General features: G+C 70.0%; 20 protein-coding genes. 11 read left to right on the top strand and 9 right to left on the bottom strand.

Annotation, left to right across the window (positions count from 1 at the left end; genetic code table 11):
• Positions 1 to 3: 3 nt before the first annotated feature.
• Positions 4 to 1,020: a hypothetical protein gene (locus ACFJIT_RS01400; protein WP_379655686.1), complete on the bottom strand. Its 1,017-nt coding sequence runs from the start codon at positions 1,018 to 1,020 to the stop codon at positions 4 to 6.
• 474 nt (positions 1,021 to 1,494) lie between these two features.
• On the opposite strand from ACFJIT_RS01400, the gene ACFJIT_RS01395 reads away from it, so the two are divergent.
• The gene (locus ACFJIT_RS01395; RefSeq protein ID WP_379654788.1) at positions 1,495 to 3,672 is read left to right on the top strand and encodes a primosomal protein N'; all 2,178 of its coding nucleotides are present in this window, start codon (positions 1,495 to 1,497) and stop codon (positions 3,670 to 3,672) included.
• A 269-nt stretch (positions 3,673 to 3,941) separates the two neighbouring features.
• A complete protein-coding gene (locus tag ACFJIT_RS01390) occupies positions 3,942 to 5,258 on the top strand; it encodes an NAD(P)/FAD-dependent oxidoreductase (protein WP_379654787.1) in 1,317 nt (438 codons plus the stop codon).
• Between the two features lie 266 nt (positions 5,259 to 5,524).
• Here the strand turns inward: ACFJIT_RS01390 and ACFJIT_RS01385 are convergent, their stop codons facing one another.
• The 4 genes from ACFJIT_RS01385 to ACFJIT_RS01370 all read right to left on the bottom strand — a co-directional run bounded on the left by ACFJIT_RS01385 (position 5,525) and on the right by ACFJIT_RS01370 (position 10,923).
• Positions 5,525 to 6,460 carry an alpha/beta hydrolase gene (locus ACFJIT_RS01385; RefSeq protein ID WP_379654786.1) on the bottom strand — a complete coding sequence of 312 codons (936 nt, stop codon included), beginning with the start codon at positions 6,458 to 6,460 and terminating at the stop codon, positions 5,525 to 5,527.
• Complete coding sequence (locus ACFJIT_RS01380) at positions 6,460 to 8,703, bottom strand: TonB-dependent siderophore receptor (protein WP_379654785.1); 2,244 nt, start codon at positions 8,701 to 8,703, stop codon at positions 6,460 to 6,462. The genes ACFJIT_RS01385 and ACFJIT_RS01380 overlap by 1 nt, the downstream gene beginning before the upstream one ends.
• 744 nt (positions 8,704 to 9,447) lie before the next feature.
• Positions 9,448 to 10,326 (bottom strand): RNA polymerase sigma factor RpoH, encoded by an 879-nt coding sequence (gene rpoH / locus ACFJIT_RS01375; RefSeq protein ID WP_130516770.1) that lies wholly within the window; start codon positions 10,324 to 10,326, stop codon positions 9,448 to 9,450.
• A gap of 288 nt (positions 10,327 to 10,614) precedes the next feature.
• Complete coding sequence (locus ACFJIT_RS01370) at positions 10,615 to 10,923, bottom strand: zf-TFIIB domain-containing protein (RefSeq protein WP_337054648.1); 309 nt, start codon at positions 10,921 to 10,923, stop codon at positions 10,615 to 10,617.
• Between the two features lie 231 nt (positions 10,924 to 11,154).
• Between ACFJIT_RS01370 and gndA the strand changes: the two genes are divergently transcribed.
• The 5 genes from gndA to ACFJIT_RS01345 all read left to right on the top strand — a co-directional run bounded on the left by gndA (position 11,155) and on the right by ACFJIT_RS01345 (position 16,546).
• Positions 11,155 to 12,567, top strand: coding sequence for an NADP-dependent phosphogluconate dehydrogenase (gene gndA, locus ACFJIT_RS01365; protein ID WP_379654784.1), 1,413 nt, complete (start codon positions 11,155 to 11,157; stop codon positions 12,565 to 12,567).
• Positions 12,568 to 12,731: 164 nt separating this feature from the next.
• Positions 12,732 to 13,634, top strand: coding sequence for an endonuclease/exonuclease/phosphatase family protein (locus ACFJIT_RS01360; protein ID WP_379655685.1), 903 nt, complete (start codon positions 12,732 to 12,734; stop codon positions 13,632 to 13,634).
• Between the two features lie 121 nt (positions 13,635 to 13,755).
• Positions 13,756 to 15,384, top strand: a complete 1,629-nt coding sequence (locus tag ACFJIT_RS01355; protein ID WP_379654783.1) for a GGDEF domain-containing protein — start codon at positions 13,756 to 13,758, stop codon at positions 15,382 to 15,384.
• A gap of 370 nt (positions 15,385 to 15,754) precedes the next feature.
• Positions 15,755 to 16,006: a hypothetical protein gene (locus ACFJIT_RS01350; protein ID WP_130516760.1), complete on the top strand. Its 252-nt coding sequence runs from the start codon at positions 15,755 to 15,757 to the stop codon at positions 16,004 to 16,006.
• 105 nt (positions 16,007 to 16,111) lie between these two features.
• Positions 16,112 to 16,546 (top strand): VOC family protein, encoded by a 435-nt coding sequence (locus ACFJIT_RS01345; protein WP_379654782.1) that lies wholly within the window; start codon positions 16,112 to 16,114, stop codon positions 16,544 to 16,546.
• Here ACFJIT_RS01345 and ACFJIT_RS01340 read toward each other — a convergent pair.
• Together ACFJIT_RS01340 and ACFJIT_RS01335 are read right to left on the bottom strand one after the other, a co-directional pair.
• Entirely contained in the window at positions 16,530 to 17,852 is a 1,323-nt protein-coding gene (locus tag ACFJIT_RS01340) for a glycoside hydrolase family 2 TIM barrel-domain containing protein (protein WP_379654781.1), read from the bottom strand. The two genes, ACFJIT_RS01345 and ACFJIT_RS01340, sit on opposite strands and share 17 nt — an antisense overlap.
• Positions 17,853 to 17,960: 108 nt before the next feature.
• Positions 17,961 to 18,941 (bottom strand): NAD(P)H-quinone oxidoreductase, encoded by a 981-nt coding sequence (locus ACFJIT_RS01335; protein ID WP_379654780.1) that lies wholly within the window; start codon positions 18,939 to 18,941, stop codon positions 17,961 to 17,963.
• Positions 18,942 to 19,101: 160 nt separating this feature from the next.
• On the opposite strand from ACFJIT_RS01335, the gene ACFJIT_RS01330 reads away from it, so the two are divergent.
• From ACFJIT_RS01330 to ACFJIT_RS01320, 3 genes are all read left to right on the top strand, one after another.
• On the top strand, positions 19,102 to 20,550 hold the full coding sequence (locus ACFJIT_RS01330) for a GGDEF domain-containing protein (protein ID WP_379655684.1): 1,449 nt from the start codon (positions 19,102 to 19,104) through the stop codon (positions 20,548 to 20,550).
• Positions 20,551 to 20,751: 201 nt separating this feature from the next.
• Positions 20,752 to 21,222: a DUF1456 family protein gene (locus tag ACFJIT_RS01325; RefSeq protein ID WP_130516751.1), complete on the top strand. Its 471-nt coding sequence runs from the start codon at positions 20,752 to 20,754 to the stop codon at positions 21,220 to 21,222.
• Positions 21,223 to 21,274: 52 nt separating this feature from the next.
• Positions 21,275 to 22,306, top strand: a complete 1,032-nt coding sequence (locus ACFJIT_RS01320) for a purine-nucleoside phosphorylase (RefSeq protein ID WP_379654779.1) — start codon at positions 21,275 to 21,277, stop codon at positions 22,304 to 22,306.
• Positions 22,307 to 22,310: 4 nt separating this feature from the next.
• Here the strand turns inward: ACFJIT_RS01320 and ACFJIT_RS01315 are convergent, their stop codons facing one another.
• Together ACFJIT_RS01315 and ACFJIT_RS01310 are read right to left on the bottom strand one after the other, a co-directional pair.
• Complete coding sequence (locus ACFJIT_RS01315) at positions 22,311 to 24,035, bottom strand: cellulase family glycosylhydrolase (RefSeq protein ID WP_379654778.1); 1,725 nt, start codon at positions 24,033 to 24,035, stop codon at positions 22,311 to 22,313.
• Between the two features lie 163 nt (positions 24,036 to 24,198).
• Positions 24,199 to 24,729 carry a DUF2059 domain-containing protein gene (locus ACFJIT_RS01310; RefSeq protein ID WP_130516745.1) on the bottom strand — a complete coding sequence of 177 codons (531 nt, stop codon included), beginning with the start codon at positions 24,727 to 24,729 and terminating at the stop codon, positions 24,199 to 24,201.
• A 319-nt stretch (positions 24,730 to 25,048) separates the two neighbouring features.
• Here ACFJIT_RS01310 and ACFJIT_RS01305 point away from each other — a divergent pair, with 319 nt between their 5' ends.
• Entirely contained in the window at positions 25,049 to 26,410 is a 1,362-nt protein-coding gene (locus tag ACFJIT_RS01305; RefSeq protein WP_379654777.1) for a family 16 glycosylhydrolase, read from the top strand.
• Positions 26,411 to 26,503: the final 93 nt, after the last annotated feature.

Raw genomic sequence — 26,503 nt, 5'->3', positions numbered from 1 at the left:
GGCTTACTGCGCCGCATCGCGAGCCTCCGCAGGGGCGTTCATGGCCTCGGCGGCCTCGCGCTGACGGTCCTGTGGCGCGGCCGCGTACCAGGCCAGGAACCCGGCCCGCTGCGCCAGCGCCAGCCCTTGCGGGTCCATCAGCGCGTCGAAATCCGGATGGGTCAGCACCGCCTCGGCCTGGCTGAAACGCTTGTCGGCCTCGTCGTCGCGCGACAGCGGCTCGACCTGCACCTGGGCCTCGTCGCGCAGCGGCTGGGCGCCGTCCCCGCCGCCCTGGGCGCCGACGGTCGCCGGCGCGGCCAGCCGGCCTTGGTGCAGGTACCACCAGCCACCGGCGATGGCGGCCAGCACCAGCAGGACGGCGGCGGCAATCAGCACCTGGCGCCAGGGGAAAGGACGCCTTGCGGCCGCCGCGCGCGGGCGGCGCGGCGCGGGCGACGGAGACGGCGCCTGGACCGGCTCGGGCGCGACCCTGGCCGGCGCCGGCTCGGGCACGTCCGGTGCCAGGGCCTCGCGCAGCCGGCTCAGATGGGCCAGGCGCTCGGGCGAGAGCGCGCGCAGATGCTGCTGGATCGCCTCGGCCAGCGCGCGCCAGGCGGCCGCGTCGGGCTGGCCGGCCTCGTCGCGCGGGCAGGCGCGGGTCAGCGCGCCGCGATAGCCGACCTGGTTGATCCCCATGACGGCGGCCGCGTCCTCCTCGTCCAGGCCGGCGGCCAGGCGCAGCAGCAGGGCCAGGCGGTCGCTGTCGGACAGGTCGGCCAGCCAGTCCATCTCCTGCGGCCAGCGCGCCTCGGGGTGGGCCTGGCGCAGCGGCGGGGCCGAGGCCAGCAGCGACCAGAAGCCGCGCGGCCACTCGGCCATCGGCTGCTCGCTGGCGTACTGGCCGAAGGCGCGCAGGGCCGCGGCCATGGCGATCTCGCCGGTCTCGCGGCGGCCGCACTGCAGCTCGGCCAGGACGATGCCGCGGCGTTCGACGCCGCGCAGGAAGGCTGAGAGCGCGGCGGGGACATCGGCGGGCATATTCAAGTCAGGATCGGTCGGCGGCGGCGTGTGACATACGCATGATAGGCGGCGATGGTCCGGTTGGGTTCGTCAACAAAACCCTTGACATTGGCCAAACATTCAAATTTCCCGGGATTCTTCAGGGCTTGACGAATCGATGGTTGTGCACAGCATCCAAAGCGGCGTCATCCGGGCCCTTCGGCCGCCTACACAATGGCCCACTTTTCGCCTGTTCCACGCTCAAGTGATTGATTTTAATTGACTAATTGGCCTTGGCGTTTTTTTCACCAATATGACGCCCGCCCAGAAAAGACGGCTGATTTGGCGTGGAGCAGCGGCGTGATGCACAGCCTTATCCACAGGCGGTGTGGATAAGGCGGTTTTCCCATGTGTGTCGGCCAGTTGCGTGGGTTTCGTCACCTGGCAGACAGGTTCCTGCCGCAACTGCACAACCAGAGGTGCGATGTGACCGGTGCCCTACACTTGCCCGCGATGTCCGCCCTGTTGCTCCGCGTCGCCTTGCCCGTTCCCCTGCGGCAGGCCTTCGATTACCTGCCGCCCCCCGGCCACGCCGTCGGCCAGGACGATGTCGGCCGGCGGGTGCGCGTGCCGTTCGGCAATCGCGAACTGGTCGGTGTGGTGGCCGAGGTGGTCGCCGCCGGCGCCGCCCCGGGCGAGCTGCGCACCGCGCTGGCCGTGCTGGATCCGGCTCCGCTGCTGGCCGGCGAGCTGGCGCGCTCGTTGCAGTGGCTGGCCGCCTACACCCACGCCCCGCTGGGCGAGGTGCTGGCCACCGCCCTGCCCGGCCCTCTGCGCCACGGCGAGCCGCTGCCGGTGCGCGAGGCCTGGGGCTGGCGCCTGACCGAGGCCGGCATGACCGCGCTGGACCGCCTGCGCGCCGGCAGCCAGCCGCGCCTGCTGGCCGAGCGCCTGCGCGGCGAAGGCCTGGCCGAATGGCAGCTCGACGACCTCCACCCCGGCTGGCGCACCGCCGCGCGCAGCCTGCAGCAGCGCGGCCTGGCCGAGCGTGTCGCCCAGCCGCCGCGCAGCCGCGCACGCGATCCCCAGCCCGGCCCGGTGCTCAATGACGAACAGCAGGCGGCGGTAGCCGCCATCCCCGCGCAGGGCTTCGCCCCGATCCTGCTGGAGGGCGTGACCGGCTCGGGCAAGACCGAGGTCTATCTGCACGCCATCGCCGCCTGCCTGGCGCGCGGCCGGCAGGCGCTGGTGCTGGTGCCGGAGATCGGCCTGACCCCGCAGACACTGGCGCGCTTCCGCGCGCGGCTGGGCGTGGAGGTGTACGCGCTGCATTCGGGCCTGGCCGACGGCGAACGCGCGCTGACATGGGCCGCCTGCCTGCGCGGCGAGGCCCGCGTCGTGGTGGGCACGCGCTCGGCGGTGTTCGTGCCGCTGCCCGAGGCCGGGCTGATCGTCATCGACGAGGAGCACGACGGCAGCTACAAGCAGCTGGACGGCATCCGCTACCACGCCCGCGACTTCGCCCTGGTGCGCGGCAAGGCGCTGGACGTGCCGGTGGTCCTGGGCAGCGCCACGCCCTCGCTGGAGACCCTGCACAACGCCGAGGCCGGCCGCTACGCGCATCTGCGCCTGTCCACGCGCGCCGGCGCGGCCAAGGCGCCCAGCGTGCGCGTGGTCGACGTGCGCAAGCGCCCGCTGGCCGCGGGCCTGTCGCCCGACACGCTTGCGGCCATCGCCACGCAGCTGCAGGCCGGCGGCCAGGTGCTGGTGTTCAAGAACCGCCGCGGCTACGCGCCGGTGCTGCTGTGCCACGACTGCGGCTGGAGCGCGCACTGCCATCGCTGCGACGCGCCGATGACGGTGCACGCCGCCGGCCGTCGCCTGCAGTGCCACCACTGCGGCCATCGCCAGAGCGCGCCGCTGGCCTGCCCGGACTGCGGCGGGCTGGCGCTGCAGCCGCAGGGCGTGGGCACCGAGCGGCTGGAGGAACTGCTGGCCGATACCTTTTCCCAGGTGCCGGTGCTGCGCATCGACCGCTCCACGACCCAGCGCAAGGACGCGCTGGAGCAGGCCTTCGCCACGCTCGGCGACGGGCCCGGCATCCTGGTCGGCACGCAGATCCTGGCCAAGGGCCACGACCTGCCGCTGCTGACGCTGGTGGTGGTGGTCGGCGTGGACGAGGGCCTGTTCTCGGCCGATTTCCGCGCCGGCGAGAAGCTCGCCCAGTTGCTGATCCAGGTCGCCGGCCGTGCCGGGCGCGCCGCGCGCCCCGGCCAGGTGTGGCTGCAGACCCACCATCCCGGTCATCCGCTGCTGGAGACGCTGCTGTCCGGCGGCTATCGCGCCTTCGCCCAGGCCGAGCTGGCCCAGCGCGAGGAGGCAGGCTTCCCGCCGTTCGCGCACCTGGCGATGTTCCGCGCCGAGGCCAAGAAGATCGAGCACGTCCAGGCCTTCCTGCGCGCGGTGCGCGCGGCGCTGGCGCAGGCCGATGCCGGCCTGGAGCTGCACGGCCCGATGCCGGCGCCGATGCCGCGCCGGGCCGGCTTCCAGCGCATGCAGCTGCTGCTCTCCTCGGCCCAGCGCCCGCGCCTGCACGCGGCGCTGCAGGCGGCGCTGGCGCAGGTCGAGGCGCTGCCCGAAGCCCGGCGCGTGCGCTGGTCGCTGGATGTGGATCCGACGGATCTGTATTGAGTGGGGCGGTGGCGTTGGGTTGCAAGGACGAAAGGTCGGGGTTTCCGGCGTTCGGGGCGAAACGCCCCCGATTCCCGCGTTCGCGGGAATGACGGTGGGGAGGGTTGTTGTGAGGTTCGGTGATCGCGCCGCCTCTGGCGGCGTATCCGGCGCCGTATTAGCAAGAAGTTGAATTGACTTCAGCGCCAGGCCGACCCGGCTGTGACAGGATGGGGCGTGCGGTGCCTCATGGGCACCCGTCTCTTCCCCCGTTTCCAAGTCTGTTGCTCATGTCTGTTTCAACACACCATCTGGTCATCGTCGGCGGCGGGTTCGCCGGCCTGTGGGCCGCGCGCGCGCTCGACGACGCCCCCGTGCGCATCACCCTGATCGACCGTCACAACCACCACCTGTTCCAGCCGCTGCTGTACCAGGTGGCCACCGCCGGCCTGTCCGCGCCGGACATCGCCGCGCCGCTGCGCCACATCCTGCGCGACCAGCGCAACGTCGAGGTGCAGCTGGGCGAGGTCACCCGCCTGCTGCCCGACGCGCACACCATCGAGCTGGCCGACGGCACCAGCCTGCGCTACGACACGCTGGTGCTGGCCACCGGCGCCGGCCATGCCTACTTCGGCAACGACGCCTGGGCCGAGCACGCGCCGGGCCTGAAGACGCTGGACGACGCCCTGCGCCTGCGCCGCGAGATGCTGGTGGCCTTCGAACGTGCCGAGGCCGAGCCCGACACGGCCAAGCGCGCGGCCTGGCTGCACTTCGCCATCGTCGGCGGCGGCCCGACCGGGGTCGAGTTGGCCGGCACCCTGGCCGAGATCGCCCGGCACACGCTCAAGCACGAGTTCCGCCATATCGATCCGACCCAGGCGCGGGTGCGCCTGATCGAGGCCGGCCCGCGCGTGCTGCCGTCCTTCCCCGAGGACCTCACCGACAAGGCGCGCGCGCAGCTGGAGAAGCTGGGCGTGGAGGTCTGCACTGGCGCGCCGGTGACCCACATCGACGAACACGGCTACACGCTGGGCGGGCAGACCTTCGCCGCGCGCACGGTGGTGTGGGCCGCCGGCGTGGCCGCCTCGCCGCTGGCGCGCAGCCTGGGCGTGCCGCTAGACCGCGCCGGACGCGTGCTGGTGCGGCCGGACCTGAGCGTGCCGGGCCATCCGGACATCTTCGTCGGCGGCGACCTGGCCGCCGTCACCCAGACCGACGGCAAGCCCGTGCCCGGCGTGGCGCCGGCGGCCAAGCAGATGGGCCGCTACATCGCCAAGAGCCTGCGCCTGCGCCTGGCCGGCAAGCCGGTGACGCCGTTCAAGTACAGCGACTACGGCAACCTGGCCACGATCGGCCGCATGGCGGCGATCGTGCACGTGGGCCGGTTCAAGCTGTCCGGGCCGCTGGCCTGGTGGTTCTGGCTGGCCGCGCACGTGTACTTCCTGATCGGCTTCCGCAACCGCTTCGTGGTGCTGGTCAACTGGGCCATGGCGTACTGGAGCTACCAGCGCGCGGCCCGCATCATCTTCGGCCAGGCCCCGCGCGAGACCGTGCCCGACCACGCCGTGCAGGACCTCGCGCCGGAACCGCGCCGCGCGGCGGACTGAGCTGCGCATCGGCCCGCTTAGCGCGGGCCGATGCGTGTCATCAACTCCGCGGCAAGAACCCACCTATCGTCGTTCCCGCGAAAGCGGGAACCTATGGACGTTCGCTCAGCAAGCCCCCAAGGCGCTGGGTTCCCGCGTTCGCGGGAACGACGACGTTGAGTTCTGTGCGGCTTGCGGGCGCCGGCTGAAGCCGGGATGCGACGCGATCACGCACCAGATCCCCGCCTCTGCGGAAACGACGCGCGCTGGAAGTGGCGCACCCCTCCCTACGGCGCGCCAGCAAAATCCATCGCCTGCTGCAGCGAAGCACCCAGCGTCTGCCCATGCGAGAGCCCCGGCAGGATCTTCTGCTCCACCGTGAGCCCGGGCACCTTGCGCAGCTGCGCGGCCAGCGTGTCCGGCGCATCGGCGGGCAGCTGCATCCGCGCCGCCTGCATCGCCTGGCTGCGCGCCGCGTCGGCGGCCCGCGGCGCGGCGCGTTCCTGCGCGCCGCGGCCGTTGAGCATCAGCAGGGCGGCCGGCGCCGGCAGTGCCTTAGCCTGGAAGCGCGCGGCTTCCTCAAGAATCTGGCCGCTGCCCCACCACAGCGAGGCGTCCACCGCGACATAGCGGTCGAACGCCTGCGGCCGGGTGAACAACGCATGCAGCGCGAACAGCCCGCCGTAGGAATGTCCCCACAGCGTCTGCCGTGCCGGGTCCAACGCCACTAGCCGGGCCACGGCCGGACGCACCTGATCGACGATCAGCGCGAGGAACGCATCGGCGCCGCCGCTGCGCCGGCCCAGCGCGTCCTCCTGCGCGCCATCGGCCGGCGTCGGCGTGTAGTCGTAGGAACGCGCGGCGCTGTCGATGCGCAGGTCGTTGTCGGTGGCGATGAAGACCAGCACCGGCGCATGCCCGCCGACCCGCTGCCGATCGAGCGCGGCCTCGTCCAGTTCCATCAGCGCCGCGTTGCCGTCGAGCAGATACAGCGCGGGGAAGCCGCCGGCCGGCGCCGGCGTCTTCGGCACGGCCACGCGCACGCGGTAATGGCGCTGACCATCGGCCGAGACGAACCTGAGCACATGGAAGGCGTACGCGCGCGAACCGGTGTCGGCCAGCGTCGGCCCGGTGGTGCGGCTCAGATCGGGCTGGGCCCGCGCCGGCGCGGCAGCGAACATGAGCAGCAGCAGGCCGCCCAGGCAGGAAGCGAGCGCGCGCATCAGAAGCCGAACCGCAGGCTGGCCCAGTACGCGCGACCGGGTTCGTTATAGGTCTGCGCGCCGGCGCTGCTGGCGCGGCTGCCTTCGCGGAAGAGGCGCTTGTCGGCCAGGTTGTTCACGCCCAGGCCGAGGCTGACATCGCGCGTGATCCGGTAGCGCAGGCTGGTGCTCCACAGCTGGTAGGCGCCGAGCGAGTCGCACACCGGCAGCCCGGCCGCGCCGCAGATCGCCTCGTTGTTGCGGTCCAGCCGCGCCTGCTCCTGCTTGCCGTAGAAGGTGGCCATCAGCGCGAAGGACAGGCGCTGGGTCGCGCGCCAGTCCAGGGTCGAGTTGAGCGTGTACTTGGGGATCACCGACAGCGGCTGGCCGGTGGCCTCGTTCTTGTTGTCGATCATCCACGTCAGGTTGGTGTCCCAGCTCAGCGTCTGGCCGCGATCGCCGAGCAGCGGCAGCTTCAGATTGCCCTCCACGCCCTGCACCAGCGCCTTGGAGGCATTGACCCACTGATAGACGAAGGCCCGGCCCGGCGTCTGGTAGTAGTCGCTGTAGCCGGCCACGATCTTGTTGTCGTAGTCGTTGTGGAAGTAGGTCAGCGAGGCGTGGTAGCCGGTGTCGGGCAGCCACTCGATGCCGATCTCCTTGTTGATGCTGGTCTCCGGATCCAGGTCCGCGCTGCCCTGGATGTAGCAGCCGCCGGTGCCGACGCCGACGTAGTAGCTCGGGCAGCCGTTGCCGCGCGTGTAGTAGAGGTAATTCGGGTTGGCCTGGTACAGGTTGGGCGCCTTGAACGCGCGCGCCACGCCGCCCTTGATCAGCCAGTCCGGCGCCAGCCTGTACTGCACATTGAGGCTGGGGCTGAGTTCGTTGCCGAACGCGCTGTGGTGATCGAAACGCAGGCCAGGCGTCAGGGTCAGCCGCTCGGTGGCATAGAGGTTGTCCTCGACGAACACCGCACTGACCTGCTCGGCGGTCTTGCCGTTGCGGCCGCTCGGGTCGATGCCGACCACACCGGGGGCCGTCTGCGAGACCGAGTACGGATCGTCCAGCCGGCTCTTGCGGTACTCGAATCCCACCGTCCAGATGTTGTCCACGCCGCCGAGCAGGGTCGGCACGTTGATCTCGCCGTCGGCGGCGACGTCGCGCAGGGTCGAACGGGTCCACACCGGCGTGGTCGACAGCGAACCCTCCGGTCCGCCGGCCAGGCCTTCGGCGATGCGGTCGTTGTCGGTCTGCGCATAGGACACCGTCAGGCGCGAGGTGCCGAAGTCCCACTTGCCGCGATGGGTCAGCGCCGCATCGCGGCGGGTCATCACATTGGTCTCGTCGCCGACCTTGCTGACCACGGTGGCGTTGGAGTTGTTGAGATATTCGCCGGCGAAGATGTTGCCCTGGCGGCTGTAGCCGGACTCCACCTCGACCACCTGCGCGTCGCTGGCGTCCCAGCGCAGCAGGCCGTTGATGTCCTTGTTGCGCACGCCCTCGCGGCCGGCGGCGGCGACGCCGCTGCGGGAATGCGCGCTGTTGATGTCCGGCGCATCGGCATCGGTCTTGTTGAGGTTGCCGTACAGGCGGAAGGACAGATCGCGCGCCAGCGGTCCGCTCAGGGTGAACCCGGCGCGCTGGCTGCCGCCCTCGTCGCTGTGCTCGGGCACCAGGCCGTAGAGCGTCATGCTGCCCGACAGGTCGCCGGTGGGACGCTTGGTGATGATGTTGACCACGCCGCCGGCCGCACCGGAGCCGTAGCGCGCCGCGGCCGGGCCGCGCAGCACTTCGATGCGCTCGACCGCCTCGGCCGGCACCCAGTTGGTATCGCCGCGGCTGTTGCGTTCGCCGGCCACACCCATCCGCACCGAATCGCGCGCGCTCACGCGGCGGCCGTCGATCAGGATCAGCGTATTCTCCGGCCCCATGCCGCGCAGGTCGATCTGGCGGTTGTTGCCGTAGGCGCCCGAGGCGCTGTTGCCGGTCAGGTTGACGCCCGGCATGGTCCGCAGGAGGTCGGACAGGTCGTTGGCCGGCGGCCGGCGCTCGATGTCCTCGCGGGTGATGATCGAGGTGCCCAGCGCCTGCTTGGCGATCTGCTCGGCGGTGACGTGCAGCGTGTCCAGGGTGGTGTCGGCGTCCTGGTCGGTCTCGGCCTGCTGCGCATGGGCAGGCAGGGAACTGGCCAGCGCGGCCAGCAGGGCCAGGCGCAGGGGACGGAAAACAGGCGCACGGAGCGTGCGACGCGCAGCAGGAGTCATCTCTAACAGCCTCGGTCAGGGGTAATGCCCTGGCGACGGCTGGGGCGAATCTGGCAAAGCCGCACACCACCGATCACGCCCGCGAGGCGGGCATGTGCAGGACGAGGACGGACTTGGCGTGTCGCCGCGCGCGGCGGCGACCGGATGCGCGGCAGCTTAGCAAATGAGAATGAATCTTGAAATTGCGATTACACGATTGTCAGGGCTGACTGCGACGTCCTAATCCTGGCCGTTGCCCGCCGACACAACAAGCGAGTCCTTCGGCTGGCCGCGCAGCCGATGCACTTCCTCCGCCGACCCGCCTCGACCCGACCGATAGCAGTTTGCGCGGTCGTGCGAGATCTCCCTCTCTTGCACGCAGCGCAGGGGAAGAATAGGGAGGGGTCGGGGCCTTCGGGGGGCAAGCCACAGAAGCGAAGAGCAAGAGCACCCCACCCCGCCCTCCCCTTCGCCTGCGGCGAAAGGGAGGGGGCAGAGCGCTTACACCTTTGAATCGAAGCTCTATGACTCAACGCGCGAGGCGGCGGGCCGGCGGGCGGTGGCCGCGCCTAGCGAGGCAGGATGCCGAGCGCCTTAAGTCAGGGCAGGATGCCCTGATTGAGGGAAAAGCGGACGCCGCCCGCCGGACCGCTGCCCACCCGAAGTCAGCACCCTCAATCACCGAGCGAGCCCGATTCGGCGAAGCACCACAAAAAAAGCCCCGCCAGGAGCGGGGCTCTTCGATCATCGAGGCGTTGGCCTCAATCAGGCGGTAAACAGCGCCTTCATCTTCTTCAGCGCGTTGGCTTCGATCTGGCGGATGCGCTCGGCCGAGACGCCGTACTCGTCGGCCAGCTCCTGCAGCGTCACCTTGGCGTCGGCGTCCAGCCAGCGGCGGGCGATGATGTCGCGCGAGCGCTGGTCGAGGTTGGCCATGCCTTCGCGCAGCAGCTCAAGCTGGTTGTCCTCGCTGTCGGCGCGCTCGTAGGCCTGCGAGGGGTCTTCCTCGTTGGCCATCAGATAGGCGGCCGGCGACGGCGGGGCGTGATCGTCGTCCTCGTCGGACGGGGCATCGAAGCCGATGTCACGACCGGACAGGCGCGACTCCATCTCCACCACTTCGCGCTCGGAGACGTTGAGGTCCTTGGCCACGGCGCTGACTTCGGCCGCGTTCATCCAGCCCAGGCGGGTCTTGGACTTGCGCAGGTTGAAGAACAGCTTGCGCTGCGCCTTGGTCGTGGCGACCTTGACGATGCGCCAGTTCTTGAGGATGAACTCGTGCATCTCGGCACGGATCCAGTGCACCGCGAAGGACACCAGGCGCACGCCCATGTCCGGATCGAAGCGCTTGACGGCCTTCATCAGGCCGATGTTGCCTTCCTGGATCAGGTCGCCCAGCGGCAGGCCGTAGCCGCTGTAGCCGCGGGCGACGTGCACGACGAAGCGCAGGTGCGAGTGCACCAGTTCGCGCGCGGCGTCGAGGTCGTCCTCGTCGCGGAAACGGTGGGCCAGCGCCTGCTCCTCGTCGACCGTGAGCACCGGGATCTGGTGCACGGCGCCGATGTAGGCGTCCAGCGAGCCAAGCGGGCTGGGAATCGGGAGGTTGTTGGCCACCAGGGCGGTGGCAGCGGAGGTCTGGGTCATGGCAGCGATTTTAGCAATGTGGGGGTTGGACTGCTAAGGCGCGGGATGGTTCCCTTCGTTCTACCAAGGGAACAATTACCGCGACATCTGTTGCATTGCATTCATTTTTGGAAATCCGTTCACGTCTGCCGCCAGGTCCTTGGCCATCAACCACTTAGCGCATCCAACAGCATTCGCGACGCTGTCAGAGCATGACATGCGGTCCGTCAGCGCGCCGTTCAAGAGGCCGGAAGGTCGCTTCGCCTCATGCCAACGTCGCAGGCGGGACGCGCGAGGCTGGAAACGGCTTCAGAAGTCGAACAGGTCGGAGAGAAAGCCCTCCTTTTTGCGCTTGCGACCATAGCCATCGTGGCCTGTGTCGCGGTGGCGGCGATCGTGGTCATGCCGCGGGTAGGCACGCGCCCCGTAGGCGGCGGCCGGCGGCGGAGGCGGCGCGGCGACCTGGCGCGCGGGCGGCTCCGGGCTGGCCCGGTCGATCAGCTTGTCCAGCTCGCCCCGGTCCAGCCAGATCCCGCGGCACTGCGGGCAGTAGTCGATCTCGATGCCCTGACGTTCGGACATCATCAGCGCGGTGGTCTTGCAGACGGGGCAGTCCATGGTGGGCATCGGCTAGGGAGAGTGACCTGGAGCCTGTGCGGGCCGGATTGAAGCCGTGCTGAAACCGGCCGCGGCCTGTCCGCATGGTCACCGCCGCGACAGCGCGCGGTCGGTTTGGCCTCGGCGGGCACCGCGGTTGCGCGCGGCGCGGTGCAGACATGCATCGCCTGACGCGCTCGTTATCATGCGCGCCCCCCTTCCTGCAGTGCCGTCCAGGCAATCGGAGCGCATATGAGCAAGCAACCCATTGGCGTGGTCGGCATGGCGGTCATGGGCCGCAACCTGGCACTGAACATCGCCAGCCGCGGACACAAGGTCTCGATCTTCAACCGCAGCCGCGAGAAGACCGACGAGGTGATGGCCGAACATCCGGACGCCGGCCTGGTGCCGAGCTATACGCTGGCCGAGTTCGTCGAATCGCTGGAAACCCCGCGCCGCATCCTGCTGATGGTCAAGGCCGGCGCCGGAACCGATGCGGTCATCGCCGAACTCAAGCCGCTGCTGGCCAAGGGCGACGTGCTGATCGACGGCGGCAACACCTTCTTCCAGGACACGCGCCGGCGCAACGAGGAGCTGGCCCAGGCCGGCCTGCACTTCATCGGCACCGGCGTGTCCGGCGGCGAGGAAGGCGCGCTCAAGGGACCCTCGATCATGCCCGGCGGTCCGAAGGACGCCTACGACCTGGTCGCCCCGATTCTCAACGAGATTGCGGCCAAGGCCGAGGACGGCACGCCGTGCGTGGCCTACATCGGCCCGGACGGCGCCGGCCACTACGTCAAGATGGTCCACAACGGCATCGAGTACGGCGACATGCAGCTGATCGCCGAGAGCTATGCCGTGCTCAAGCACGTGCTCGGCCTGTCCAACGCCGAGCTGGCCGACACCTACGCGCAGTGGAACCAGGGCGAGCTGGACAGCTACCTGATCGAGATCACCGCCACGATCCTGCGCAAGCGCGACGATCGCGGCGAGGGCGATCTGGTCGACAAGGTGCTCGACCGCGCCGCGCAGAAGGGCACGGGCAAGTGGACCAGCCAGAGCGCGCTGGACCTGGGCACGCCGCTGCCGTTGATCACCGAGTCGGTGTTCGCCCGCGTGCTGTCGGCGCTGAAGGACGAGCGCGTGGCCGCCGCCAGGATCCTGGCCGGGCCGGATGCGCCCGCGTTCGACGGCGATCGCGCGGCCTTCGTCGAGGCGGTGCGCAAGGCGCTGTACCTGAGCAAGATCGTGTCCTATGCGCAGGGCTTCGCGCAGATGCGCGCGGCCTCGGACGAATACGGCTGGGACCTGCAGTACGGCCAGATCGCCAGCATCTTCCGCGCCGGCTGCATCATCCGTGCGCGCTTCCTGCAGAAGATCACCGACGCCTACGCGGCCGACGCCAAGCTGGCCAACCTGCTGCTGGCGCCGTACTTCCAGAAGATCGCCGCCGACTATCAGGGCGCGCTGCGCGAGGTGGTGGCCAAGGCGGTCAAGGCCGGCATCCCGGTGCCGTGCTTCGCCTCGGCCATCGCCTACTACGACGGCTACCGCAGCGCGCGCCTGCCGGCCAACCTGATCCAGGCCCAGCGCGACTTCTTCGGCGCGCACACCTTCGAGCGCGTCGATGCGCCGGGCAGCTTCCACGCCAGCTGGGGCGCGTGATCGGCGCGCCGGTGCGGCGGGCCGGAAATGTGTGATCCAGTTCAATAAATCGCGGACTGCCTGCCGGAGGTAGGCCTTCGCCTTGCGACTTTCGCCGCGTTTCGCGCGGCGCGCGTTTGCCGGACCATGACGCCCGTCGCGCTGCCTGCTCCGGTCCCATGCCCCTGTCCCGTCTGTTGCCTCCCGCCTTCCGCCTGCTGCTTGCACGTCATCGCCAGGCGCGCATGCTGCTCCTGCTGCTCATCGGCCTGCCGCTGGCGCAGGCCTTCGCCGCCGCGCCGGCCACGCTGAAGGTGATGAGTTTCAACGTGCGCACGCCGGCGGACACCAACGAGAACCGCTGGGAGAACCGCCGCGACCTGCTCGCGCGCGTGGTCACCGAGCAGGCGCCGGACGTGATGGGCACCCAGGAGCTGGTCAAGCGCCAGGCCGACGATCTGGCCGCGCGCCTGCCGCAGTACGCCTGGTTCGGCCAGGGCCGGCGCGGCGGCGACGAAGACGAGCACATGGGCGTGTTCTATCGCAAGGACGCGCTCAAGGTGCTGGATTCGGGCAACTTCTGGCTGTCCGATACGCCGGAGGTGCCGGGCAGCATCAGCTGGGGCCATCCGCTGCCGCGCATGGTGACCTGGGCGCGCTTCGAGCGGATCGCCGATGGGCGCACCTTCGTGCTCTACAACACCCACTTCCCCTACCGCGACCAGGACGAGGCCGCGCGGGTGAAGTGCGCGCAGCTGATCGCGCAGCGGCTCAAGGCGCTGCCGGCCGACGAGCCGATCGTGCTGACCGGCGACTTCAACACCACCCCGGATTCCGCGCCGCACGCCACCCTGACCGCGCTGCTGCACGACAGCTGGGAAACGGCGCCCTCGCGCAGCGGGCCGGACCGCACGTTCCACGACTTCACCGGCACGCCGGACAAGCGCATCGACTGGATCCTCTACCGCGGCCTGCAGCCGCTGACGGTGGCCACGCTGACCGACCACGACGGCGCCCGCTATCCGTCCGATCACTTCCCGGTGGTGGCGACCTTCGCCTTCCCGGCGCGGGCCGCCGCCAAGCCCTGAGCGAAGCCCGGCCGGCCTGACCGGGCCGGCTCGCATGCGGATCGCACGCCGGACTGCAGATCGGCTGGCGCCAGCCGATACCATGGTCGTCCGCCGCGTGGCGGCGCTTATTGCCAAGCCCATGACCTCCGACCTGGCGTCGCGTCTTCCCCGGCTGCTGTGCCTGGTCCTGCTGTTGGTCCTCGGGCTGGCCGCCTGCGCGCCGGCGTCGCAGCCGCGGGCCTTCGTGGTGTCCGGCCAGCCGGCGCTGGCCGAGGAACACATCGATCCCTGCCGCCACCAGCACCGCCCCGGCCATGTGCGCATTCCGCTGGCGCCGCCGGTCGGCGGCTGGCCGGGCACGCCGCAGGCGGCGCTGGCGATGAACATCTACCAGGGCCAGGTGGAGATCCGCCACGGCACGCGCGAGCGCTGCGGCACGCCGCTGGACGCGCGCACGCTGGACTCGCGCTTCCGCACCGGCATGGGCACGGTGCTGGTGCCGCCGCGCGGCAACCTGCAGCCGATCGAGGTCGAGTTCGACCAGGCGGCGCTGCCGCTGTGGCGGCCGATCGTGATGCTGGGCGAACCGGCCGTGGTGCAGCGCCAGGACACGCTGCGCTTCTCGATGCGGGTGGCCTGCCTGGCGGTGGTGCTGTCGCTGGTGCTGTCCTGCCTGCTCACCTTCATCGCCACGCGCGAGCGCGCCTTCCTGTCCGCGGCGATCGGCGCGGTGACCTTCGCGCTGTGGATCTCCCTGCTGTCCGGGCTGTGGACCTATCCGCGGCCCTGGCTGCCGCTGGACGAGGCGTTGGCGCTGCGGCTGATCGCCGCCCTGCCGACGGCGATGATCGGCCTGACCCTGCGCATGCTGCGCGATCCGGGCAAGGCCTCTTCGCGCGTGTATCGGCTCGCCGGCGTGGTCTCGGTGGCGTTCCTGCTGCTGTCGGCGGTGGTGCTGGTGCTGCCCGAGGCGGCCCTGCGGACCATCTGGCTGCTCGATGGCGTCGGCTTCGTGGCGCTGTGCGTGCTGCTGGCCGCACGCGCGGTGCTGGCACTGGTCCGCCGACAACCCGGCGGGATGATCACGCTGGCATGCCTGGCGCCACTGCTGCTCGCCACCGGGCTTGAGCTGTTCGCGCCTACCCTTCTGGCGTTGTGGGAAGTGGAGACGCTGATGGTGACCGGCGTCTGGCTCGGCCTGACCGCCAGCATGGCCTTGACCCTGCGCCTGGGCAGCCTGCGCCAGCAACGCGATCAGATGCGCCTGCTGGCGCAGACCGACGCGCTGACCGGGCTGCCCAACCGCCGGGCGGCGCTGGAACGGCTGGCCCAGGCGCGCGCCGGCGCCCAGCAGGAGGGCCGGCTGCTGACGGTGTGCTTCCTGGACATCGACCACTTCAAGGACATCAACGACCGCTACGGCCATGACGTGGGCGACCGCGTGCTGGAGCGCGTGGCCGCGACCCTGCGCGCGGTGTTCCGTGGCCAGGACTATGTCGCGCGGATGGGCGGCGAGGAGTTCCTGGTCATGCTGCCCGACGCCGAGCCGGCGCATGCCCTGCGGCGCATCGACGCGCTGCGCGAACCGCTCGATGCGATCGCCCGGGATCTGGGACTGCCCGAGCTGCGCGTCACGCTCAGCACCGGCATCACCGGGCTGCTGCCGCAGGACCGCGACACGCGCGGCCTGCTGCAGCGCGCCGACGCGGCCATGTATGCCGCCAAGCGCGCCGGGCGCGATCGGGCGACGCTGGCGGAGGTCGGCTAGGCGCCGCCGACTGCGCCGCCACGGCGGCGTGCCTCGCTTGACCTGGCAGGCAGTCGCGCGGCGGCGGTCGCGGGTTGCCGTGAGGCTCGCGTGCTCGTCCGAGCCTCGCCCGCTGGCCGGATGGCGACCGCTGGCGGAGGTGCCGAAGGGGCAGATCGAGGGTGGCGAAGCGACCGACGCAAAAAACGGCGGGTGGGACGCGATTCAGCGCCTATGTCGCGAACGTCGGCCAACGTCGCATGATGGTGTCGCGTCGAAGTGAAGTCTGGATGACGGTTCGGGCTCCGGCGGGGTTCGTGAGAATTCCTGAACAGGCTGGTCGGTCGCGGTCTGTACCGTGGTCGCCAGCGCTCAACACAAGGAGAGTGCAATGGCTTTTTTCCATCTCTATGGACGCAATACCGAACGGCTGTACTTCGTCACCTCGGGCGACGACACCATCTGCGTGACGGCCGATGGCACGGCGTCGCTGTGCCACGACGCCGACCTGCTGACCATGCGCTGCGCGCCGGTGTCGCATCTGGAAGACAACCCGGTCGCGCTGGCCGCGTGCCGCGCCGCGGTCGCCTACGCCAAGGCCAACGGGCTGGAGATCGACGCATCCGACGCGTTCTACGAATGAGCGCGACACGGCGTGTGCTGTCCTGGCCGTCAGCGGCGTGACGGGCCCGCCGCGGTGGCGGTGCTAAAACCTTGGGTCGACTTCAACCGCAGCCGGAGCGCTCCCATGGAAACGCAGGAACTCTTCCGCGGCCGCCTGATCGACCACCTGCATCTGGTCGTGCGCGACCTGCATGCCAGCCAGGACTTCTACGGCGCCGTGCTCGGCGCGCTGGGCATCCCCATCGGCGGCACCGGGCCGGGCTTCTTCTGGGCGGACGAGCTGTTCGTCTCCAGCGCCGACAGCCCGGCGGCCACCGGCGAACACACCGGACGCCACCACCTGGCCTTTCAGGCGCGCGATACTGCCATGGTCGATGCCTTCCACAAGGTCGCCCTGGCCCACGGCGGCCGCGACCACGGCGCGCCCGGGCTGAGGCCTTATCACCCGGGGTATTACGCGGCCTTCGTCCTCGACCCCGATGGCAACAACATCGAGGCGGTCTTCCACGGCCCGGCCGAACGCAGCGCCGAGGCGGTGCGGATCACTTTTCCGCAATGAGCTCGACCCGGAACGGCAGGTTGGCGGTGGCCGCGTGTCCCTGGCCATCGCGGACCTCGACGAACAGCCGGTAGTTGCCGGGCGCCTGCGGTGCGACCAGGCGCATCGCGCCATTGGCCGTGTCGCTGATGGCCACATCGACCTGGGCGGGGACGGTTTCCGGATCGCCGCCGACGCTGGTGGCCTGACTCTCGCGCAGGACGGTCCAGCGATAGTCCAGGGCATCGCCATCAGGATCCTGCGCGGGCGCCGACGCGGTACGCGCGCTGCCCGGCGCCAGAGTGACGCTGGCGCGCGCGCCCTGCCCGTCGATGGTCGGCGCCTGGATCGACGGCGCACGGTTGCGCGGCCAGTGGCCGGTCCACAGCCACTGCAAGGTGTCCACCGCCGACGTGGTGGTGCCGTCCGGCAGGAACAGGCCATACCAGGTCGGCGTGCGCTCCTGCTTCTGCCCCCACAGGAACACGAACGACCCCAGCCCCTGGCGCTTGTCGGCCTGGATGACCCGGCGGTAGCGCTGCGCCAGCAGCCGCGCCTTGTCGCTGGACGTGTCCTCGATCGGCGCGCCCCAGGCGGTGAGCGGGCTCTCCCAATGGCCGGTCGGTCCCCATTCGGTGACGAGATAAGGGCCGGTCCACTGGCTCTGGCGAAGCTTCTCCGGCAGCCGGTCGAGGTCGCCGTAGAGCTGGATGCCGATCAGGTCCAGCGCGGGCGCGCGCGCCTTGATCGCCTCGACCAGCGGCTTGTCCAGGCCCGCCACGGTGGTCATCACCGGATGATTCGGATCGAGCCGGTGAATCATGTCGGCCAGCGCGCCCACGGCGTTCCAGACGCGCGGGTTGGTCGATTCCAGGTTCAGCTCGTTGCCGACCACCCACATCAGCACGGCGGGATGGTCCTTCCAGGCGAGCACCTCGCCGCGGATGCGCGCGCGCTGTGCCTCCACGGCGCCGGCGTCGTCGTAATCGAATCCATGCCGCTCGCGCGCGACCTCGATGCCCATCGCCACCCTCAGGCCCTTGGCCTGCGCGTGGTCCAGCATCGCCTTCACCCGGGCGGTGTCGGCGCCGGTCTGCCAGGTGCGGAAGGCATTGCCGCCACGCGCGGCCAGCGCATCCTGCTCGCGCGCGTCGCCGCGCATGCCGGCGCCGCGGACGTAGAACGGTTGGCCATCCACCAGCAACACGAAGCCTTCCGGCCGCTCGACGATCCGCACCTGCGCCGGCCGTTCGGCCCGCGCCTGGGCCTGCGCCAGCGGCACACTCGCCAGCAACAGCGCCAGCACCCACCCCCTGCCTACCCGCATGCCCCGCTCCTCAGTGCAGGCACCGCACGCCATGCGGCGTGGGCGCATTCGAATCGGTGGGGGATGGCGATGATGCCACGTCGGGTGCGGGCCGAAGCGGCGATCGGATCACGCCATCGTCAGCACGACCTTGCCCAGATGCTGGCCGGCTTCGAGATAGGCATGCGCCTGCGCGGCCTGCTCCAGCGGGAAGGTGCGGTCGACCAGCACCTTCACCTGGCCCTGCGCGATCCACGGCCAGACGCGGCGCTCGATCTCGGTGGCCAGGCGGCCTTTCTCTTCCGCGCTGCGCGGGCGCAGGGTCGAGCCGGTCAGCACGGCCTGACGGCGCATCAGCTCCATGATCGGCACTTCCAGCGTGCCGCCGCCCTGGGCGGCGATGTAGACGATGCGGCCGCGCGGGTTGAGCACCGCCAGCGTATCGGCGAACACGCTGGCGCCGACCATGTCCAGCGACACATCGATGCCGCCGGCCGCCTTGGCCGCCTCGACGAACGAACCGGCGCGCGTGTCCACCGCGATGTCGGCGCCCAGCGTGCGCGCCTGCGCGGCCTTGTCCGCACCGCGCGCGGTGGCCAGCACCTGCGCGCCGGCGGCCTTGGCCATCTGGATCGCCATCACGCCGATGCCCGAGGTGGCTCCGTGCAGCAGCAGCCGTTCGCCGGCCTTGAGCTGGCCATGCTCGAACACATTGGCGAACACGGTGAACACCGTCTCCGGCAGCGCCGCGGCATGGACGAAGTCGCAGCCTTCCGGCAGCGGCAGCACCTGACGCGCGTCCACCGCCACGTACTGCGCATAGCCGCCGCCGGCCAGCAGCGCGCAGACGCGGTCCCCCGGCTGCCAGCGGCCGGCGCCGGTGACGACCTCGCCGGCCACTTCCAGCCCCAGCGTCTCCGGCGCGCCGGGCGGCGGCGGATAGTGGCCCTGACGCTGCAGCAGATCCGGCCGGTTGATGCCGGCGGCATGCACACGGATCAGCACCTGGCCTTCGCCCGCCACCGGGCGCGGCACCTGCACCGGATGCAGCGCGTCGGCTGCGCCCTTGCCGTCGCGAATGGCGATGGCGGTCATCGTGGAATCGGGCATGCAGGCACCTGTGCGGAATCGGGGGGCGGCCATGCTAAGCCCGCGGCGGCGACGGGCGCGTCTGCGCGATGGGACGCTGCATCGTGTCTGGCGCACCGGCTTGTGAGCCGCGCTCGCGGCCGCGTATGGTGAGGCCCGGGGAGGACCCGACGGCGTGCGCATGCTGCCCTGGCTATATCTGTTGATCCACGCGGCGGCGATGTGGGCCCTGCCCGCCCACGCCGAGACCGTGTCGTTCGCGTTTCTGCTCGGCGCGCCGCTGCTGGCCGCGGCCATCTGCCTGTGGCGCAGCCGCGGCAATGCGGCGGCCAGCGGATGGATCGCGCTGGCGATCGCGCTGCTGCTGTGGGCCGGCGGCATGGCCGTCAACATGCTGCAGACCGCGGTGCTGGACAGCACCTCGTCCACCTCTGGCGCCAGCGTCCTGCTGTACGTGCTCTACGGGGTGCCGCTGACCTTCGCCCTGGCCAGTCATCAGGGCGAAGCGTGGCCGGTGCGCCTGCTCGATGCGCTGATGGCGATCGCGCTGGGACTGCTGTTCTTCGTCCATACCTTCACCTTCGCCACCCTGAGCGGCGCCAGCGAAGACGGGCTGAACCGGCTCGCGCTGATGCTCGACGCGGAGAACGCCTTCATCGCCGTCTTCTCGGTGCTGCGCTGGCTGGCCAGCGGCACCGCCGCGCAGCGCCACTTCCATGGCAGCCAGGCCGCCTACGCCTGGGTCTATCTGGGCGTGGCGGCCTGCATCAACCACGGCGAGCCCCCGGACGACCGCTTCGGCGTGTGGTGGGACGTGCTGATCGACGTGCCGTTCCTGCTGCTGGTGTCGCTGGCGCTGCGTCCGGTGACCGATGCGCGGCCCGGCTGGCAGCTGCCGCGGCTGGCCTCGATCGTGCGCGCCGGCAGCCCCTTGCTGCTGCCGATCAGCGTGCTGGCCACCTCGGCGATGATCCTCGGCCGGCATCCGCAATGGGCGATCGGCGGCTTCGTGTTCGCACTGCTGGGCTATGGCGCGCGCAGCGTGCTGCTGCAGCTGCGCGCCATGACCGAACGCGAGGAGCTGCATGCGCTGGCGCGCGTGGACACGCTGACCGGGCTGGCCAACCGCCGCGAGTTCGATGCCGCCCTGAGCCGCGAATGGCAACGCGCGCGCCGCTCCGGCGAGCCGCTGGCGCTGCTGATGATCGACATCGACCATTTCAAGCGCCTCAACGATGCCTTCGGCCACCAGGTCGGCGATGCCCATCTGCGCGCGGTCGCGCAGACCCTGGCCGCCGGCTGCACGCGCGCGCTGGACGTGGTGGCGCGCTATGGCGGCGAGGAGTTCGCGGTGATCCTGCCGTCCACCGATGCGCAGGCCGCCCAGGCCATGGCCGAGGCGCTGCGCGCCGCGGTCGAACAGCGCAGATTGAACGCGCCCGAGCCGGGGCCCTACGTCACCGTCAGCGTCGGGGTCGGCGCGGCATGGCAGGTCGAGGGCCCGGATCCCGCGCCGCTGCTGGAAGCGACCGATGCGGCGCTGTACGACGCCAAGCGTGCCGGTCGCAATCGGCTGGCGTTCCGGGCGCTGGGGCCGCTTTCGGGGCCTGTGCCTGTGGGTCAGGGGTGACGGGCGCCGTTGTCCAGGGGAACCGGGAGCTCGTGGGTCCCACGCTCGGTGCGAACGTCCATGGGTTCCCGCGCTCGCGGGAACGACGGGGGTTGGACCGGTGGCCTCGCTGTTGCGGCCGAGGCGAGTGACGAGCGGGTCCGCGCGAGGACGTAAAATGCGCGATTGCCGCACACGCGGCGTTGCTGCCGAGCCCCACCCATGATCACCAACGACGTCCTGCGCAGCGTGCGCTACATGCTGGATCTGAGCGAGCCCAAGCTCATCGAGATCGCACAGCTGGCCGACCCGGCCTTCTCCATCGACCGCGCCCAGCTGCAGGCCGCGCTGAAGAAGGAGGACGAGGAAGGCTTCGCGCCGTGTAGCGATGCGCTGCTGGCGCACGTGCTGGACGGGCTGATCGTGCAGTTCCGCGGCCGCGACGAGAGCCAGCCGCTGCGCCCGGTGGAGACGCGGGTGACCAACAACCTGGTGCTGAAGAAGCTGCGCGTGGCCTTCCAGCTCAAGGACGTGGACATGCATGCGATCTTCGAGGCCGCCGGCTTCCCGGTGTCCAAGCCGGAGCTCTCGGCGCTGTTCCGCCAGCCGGACCACAAGAACTACCGCCCCTGCGGCGACCAGCTGCTGCGCGCCTTCCTCAAGGGCCTGACGCTGCGCCTGCGCGGCGCCTGAGTGCTCTCGCGCCGGGGCTGCCGGCGCGCCTTTCCCCTGTCCGAGCCTGCCGATGCCACGTTCCCTGATCGCCCGTGTGGTGTTGCCCTGCCTGACCGCCCTGGCAGGTCTGACCAGCCTCTGCGCGAGCGCCGCGACGCCGGCTCCGGCGCCGGCGCCGATCCAGGTCAAGGTGTTCGTGGCGGCGATGTTCGAGATCGGCGCCAACAGCGGCGACCGCGCCGGCGAGTTCCAGCACTGGTACGAACGCTACTGGGCCGACGCCAAACCCATCGCCGTGCCCGGCGCCCTGAATCCGGTCTACTGCAATGCCGAGGGCGTGTGCGGCGCGGTGCTGGGCATGGGCAAGGTCAACAGCGCCGCCTCGATGCAGGCGATCCTGCTCAATCCCGCGTTCGACTTCTCCCATAGCTATTACCTGCTGACCGGCGTCGGCGGCACGCCGCCGCAGCGCGGCACCATCGGCGAGGTCAACTGGGCCAGCTGGCTGGTGGACTACGACCTGGGGCATCGCTGGGCGCCGGAGGAGAACACGCCCGGCGCGCCGACCTTCATGCCGCGCAAGGGCTACGAGGCCTACCGCGTATTCCATCTCAACCCGGCGCTAGTGGGCTGGGCAATGCAGCTGTCGCAGGGCGTGCCGCTGGCCGATTCCGATGCGGCGCGGGCGTATCGCCTGCGCTATCCCGACGCGGCCGCGCGGCGCGCGCCGTTCGTGGGCACCGGCACGCACATGACCGGCGACACCTTCTTCCATGGCCCCGGCCTGTCGCGGCAGGCGCAGTACATCGCCAAACTCTACGGCGCCGACGACTACGTCATCACCGAGATGGAGGCGGCCGCGCTGACGCTGGTGATCCAGCGCACGCACGGCACCGATCGCATCCTCAGCCTGCGCGGCGCGGTCAATTTCGACCAGGGCAATCCGCGCGAGACCACGCTGCAGCACCTGGACCCCGCGCCGGGCGAGACCGCCGGCGGCTTCCCCGAGACCGTGCGCAACATCGAGGCCGTCGGCGCGCGCGTGGTCGACCACATCGTCGCGCACTGGCCGCAGTGGCAGGACGGCGTGCCAGCGCGCTGAGGCTTCAGCGCGCCGGCGTGAAGCGCAGTGTCTTCAGGTCGAACGCCTTGCCTTCGGAGCGGATGCGCAAGGTGTTGGTGCCCGGCTGCAGCGCCAGCCCCCGGAACACGCCGGCGGCCTGCGCGGCCGGCTGCGCATCGCCGTTGAGCACCAGCGCCACCTTGCCGGCGCCCTGCATGTCCAGCGCCAGGTCGTAGCGGCCGGCAACGGCGACGGTGAAGGTGTACTGCAGCCATTCGCCGGCCTGCAGGCCGGCCACGTGCAGCTGCCCGTCGCGATCGCGGCCCAGGTCGATGCCATCGTTGCGGTAGGCCATCAGCGCATTCCAGACCAGGCCGCCGGGCTCGCTCGATTCGTTGGCCGGCGTGCGGCCGTGATAGGCCACCCCGTCCGGTCCCAGATCGAAGTCCACGGCGGACCAGGCACCGCCGGCGGCCTCGACGAGGTGCGGTTTGAACGGCCGCGCCCGGTCCGAATGCGGCGCGCGCAGCAGCGCATCGACCACATCGGGATGCTGCAGGTTGTTGGCGAAGGCCACATCGTGCGTGGCCAACTGCATCAGCGCCGCCTCGGCCGCCTGCGCCGAGGGCTTGGGGCCCGTGCCGTTCCAGTAGGCCAGCAGGGCCTCGTAGCCGGGATTGGGCACGATCTGCAGCGGGTTGTTGTAGCGGATCTTCTTCAGCGGCCACCAGCTCCAGCCGATGCCCTGGCCCTCGGCCAGCGCCACGGTGCGGGTGTACCAGTCGTTGGAGTTCTCGCCGGTCTCGCCCAGCCACAGCGGGATCCGATGCCGATCACGCAACGCCAGCATCCTGGCGATGCTGGCGCGGTCGGGCGTGTCCCAGTACTTGTGGAAGCTCAGCACCAGGTTGTCGTCCCACAGGCCCGCATCGAGCACGCCGGCGTAGTTGCTGCCCCAGCAGTTGCCCTCCAGCACGATCATGTGGCGCGGATCGATGCGGCGGATCGCGCGCGTGGTGCGTTCGAGCAGCGCGCGCAGCGGCGCGTTGCCGGTCTCCTTGCAGCCGTGCACGTCGGCGCGATCGGTGAAGCCCCAGTTCGGCTCGTTGATCAGGTCGTAGGCGGCGACCGCCGGCTCGTCCTTGTAGCGGCGCGCCAGCTGCTCCCAGAGCGCGACCAGCTTGTCCTGCGCGGCCGGGTCCTCCCACAGTGAGGGCTTGGACGGGTCGCGGTCGGCGATGCTGAGGTCGTTGCCCTGCCCGCCCGGCGCGGCGTGCAGGTCCAGGATCACCACCATGCCATTGGCCTTGGTCCAGGCGATCAGCGCGTCGGTGCGCCGGAAGCCGTCCTCGATCCAGGTCTGCCGGCCTTTGACCGGCTCGTCCTCGACCGGCAGCGTGTACAGCGCGTAATGCATCGGCAGGCGGATCGAGTTGAAGCCCAACGCCCCCATCGCGTCGATGTCGGCCTTGGTGGTGTGGTGGTCCAGCCACGCGGTGTAGAAGGCCTGGGTCTTGTCCTGACCGATCACCTCGGCGATGTGCTGGCGGATCACGCGCTGGGCGCCGAACTTGGGCAGCTCCAGCATGTAGCCCTCCTGCAGCATCCAGCCGCCCAGGCCCATGCCGCGCAGGATCACCGGCTTGCCGTCCTCATCGACGATCTGCGTGCCCTGCGCGCGCAGGAACCCGCGCGGCTGCGCGTGGACGGCAGGAGCGGCCAGCAGCGCCAGCAGGGCGGCCAGCACGAGGGCACGGGACAGCGACATGGATGGCTCGCGAATCTTTTCGGGACCGGCAAGCCTAAGCCGGGCGGCGGGCAGTCGCTGCGTGCAGTGCAACATCGAATAGGCCAGCCGTCCCGCTACGCAACCCAGAGCGCCCGACAGCTCAGGCGTCTCCGCCGCTGGCAGAGCAGCCGCGACCCCTGCCTCACTTCTTGCCGGAAGCGTCCTCGGACTTGGCGGCGCGCAGCTGCTCGATCATCTCGGACTGCAGTTTCTGGATCCGCGGCATCAGCAACTGCATCCGCTGCTGGATCAGGACCATCGAATTCTTCATCAGCCCTGGCATCTTCTTCAGCATGCTCTGCCCTGCGGGCGAGCGATAGAAAGCGAGCATCCCATCGACATCGGCCTGGCTGAAGCTCTCGGTGTAGAGGCGGATGTACTCCGGCTCCATGACGTCATAGCGCATCTGTTCCAGCATGACATCGACCATCTGCTTGCTGGTCTTGTCGACGATGGCGCGCTGAGCGTCGTTGAGCACCTGCCCCTGGACTGCGTGCTGCATGCTCTGCCCAATGGTGGCCCGGACCTGGTCTTCCATGGACCGCATCATCGTGCGCACATCGGTGACCTGCAGCAGTTCCCTGACCGAGGCTTCGCTTGCGGGTGTTTCTGCGGCGGGCGCGGCAACAGCGACCGCGTACAGCAGCGCGGCGGCGAAAATGGACTTCAACATGCAGGACGTCCCTGTCTTCGTTTGCACGTCCGCCCGATGCGGACATCGCAACCCTATTCTGCGCGATGGCCGGGCCAGGGCAAAGCGCCAGTAAACGCTTCCACTTCAAACACTTGCATGTGTCATCGCTGTTGTCATGCAGCAAGACCCGGCAAAAACGACGCCGTTCTTCATGCGCTGCGAACGCGTGGCTGTGACAGAGCCCGCGGATTCGCACATGGCTGAAAACAGGCTTTGACAGCGCTGTCATACGCGGAGGAGCGTCGGCGCTGGCCCCGCCGCGGAGGCGGTCGCGCCATCATCCAAAGGGAGATAGACCATGCGCTCATTCCGTGCCCTGGCGGTGTCGTCCGCCGTGATCCTCAGCGCCGCGTGTGCCAGCTACACACCGGCGGTGCAGGCCCAGACGCTGGTGTGGGAAGACAACTTCGACGGCACCGCCATCGATGGCAACAAATGGACCTATGACGTCGGCACCGGCTGCCAGATCGGCAACTGCGGCTGGGGCAATGCCGAACTGGAGTACTACACCAGCCGTCCGGAGAACGCGCGCGTGGAGAACGGCCATCTGGTGATCGAGGCCCGGCGCGAGGACTTCGGCGGCATGCCCTTCACCTCGGCGCGGCTGAAGACCGAGGGCCGCATGCACTTCAAGTACGGCACGCTGGAAGCGCGGATCAAGATCCCGCAGGTGGGCAATGGCCTGTGGCCGGCCTACTGGATGCTGGGCGCGGTCGGCGTGTGGCCGGCGCGCGGCGAGATCGACATGATGGAGGCCGGCTCGGCCCAGGCCATCGCCGACGGCATGGCCAACCGCCGCGTCGGCGCCGCGGTGCACTGGGACTACAACGGCTCGCAGGCCGACTACGGCAGCGACTACAACAGCCCGGTCGATCTGCAGAACGATTTCCACACCTACCGGCTGACCTGGGATGCGAACTACATCCGCATGTCCATCGACGGGCAGCAGTACTTCGAGTTCGCGATCTCCGACATCCAGGGCGCCTCGCTGCAGGAGTTCCACGCCCAGCAGTTCCTGCTGCTCAACCTGGCCGTCGGCGGCAACTACCCGGGCATCCACGACGTGGCCGGCATCACCGCGCCCATCCCCGGCAAGATGGAAGTGGACTACATCCGCCTGTACCAGGACACGCCCGGGTCGGAGCTGTACATCGGCGCGGACCACGCCGCCCCGGCCGGCACCTTCGGCCTGTTCTCCGAGCGCGCGGGCCTGAGCGGCCAGCTGGACTACGGCAACGGCACCGACCTGTACCTGTGGAACAACCTGACGCCCAACAACGGCGCGGCCTATGAGGGCAGCCAGGTGATGTCGTATCACGCCGCGGCCAACAACTGGTACGGGCTGGGGATCAGCAGCGGCTTCAAGAACTTCAGCAACTACGCCGGCGGCTCGCTCAGGTTCCAGATGAAGACCAACGCCACCGGCACCTTCAAGATCGGCATCAACACCTCCTTCGGCGACAGCTGGGTGGACTTCGTCAACGGCGGCAACAGCTACGGGCTGGTGCGCGACGGCAACTGGCACCAGGTGACGATTCCCTTCAGCGCTTTCTACGACCTGGACCTGACCGCGGTGAAGCAGCCCTTCATGGTGGTGTCCGATCCGCCGCCGGCGGATGTGGATTTCGCCATCGATGATGTGGTGTATCGGAGTCCGTAGGGGGCGGACCTGACTGTCGTTCTTGGGGGGACGGCCTGGGTGCTGGCTCTTCCGGTCAACGTCCATGGGTTCCCGCGTTCGCGGGAACGACGA

It is taken from the genome of Pseudoxanthomonas sp. UC19_8 (genome assembly GCF_042700505.1).
Taxonomy (GTDB): Bacteria; Pseudomonadota; Gammaproteobacteria; order Xanthomonadales; family Xanthomonadaceae; genus Pseudoxanthomonas_A; species Pseudoxanthomonas_A winnipegensis.
Note: the sequence above shows the minus strand (reverse complement) of the source record. Positions and strands in the feature narration are given on the sequence as shown.